Genomic DNA, 347 nt, shown 5'->3' with positions numbered 1-347 from the left:
CGCGCGGCGAGAAGATGGACTGGGTGCTGCAGAAGGCGACCGAGCTGGGCGTCAGCCGCATCGCGCCGGTGGTGACCGAGCGTACCGAGGTCAGGCTCGACGCCGAGCGCGCCGATCGCCGCCTGCAGCACTGGCGCGGCGTGGTCGCCAGCGCCTGCGAACAGTGCGGACGCGCGCGCCTGCCGCAGATCGAGGAGCCGCGCGCGCTGGCGGATTTCCTCGCCGCCTCGAAAGCGGAAGGCCACTTGATTCTGGCGCTGGACCCGGACGGCGAACACAGCCTGGCCGCCCTGCCCGCCTTCGAACGGCTGACGCTGGTGATCGGCCCCGAGGGCGGACTGAGCCCG

Annotated in this window: 1 protein-coding gene; it reads left to right on the top strand. The window is 72.9% G+C overall.

What is annotated here, in order from left to right; translation table 11 throughout:
* Positions 1 to 14 precede the first annotated feature (14 nt).
* Positions 15 to 347 (top strand): RsmE family RNA methyltransferase (locus FLQ44_RS13510; protein WP_240801282.1); only part of this gene is annotated, 333 nt, incomplete at its 3' end.

It is taken from the genome of Vogesella mureinivorans (assembly GCF_007644035.1).
Classification (GTDB): Bacteria; Pseudomonadota; Gammaproteobacteria; order Burkholderiales; family Chromobacteriaceae; genus Vogesella; species Vogesella mureinivorans.
Note: the sequence above shows the minus strand (reverse complement) of the source record. Positions and strands in the feature narration are given on the sequence as shown.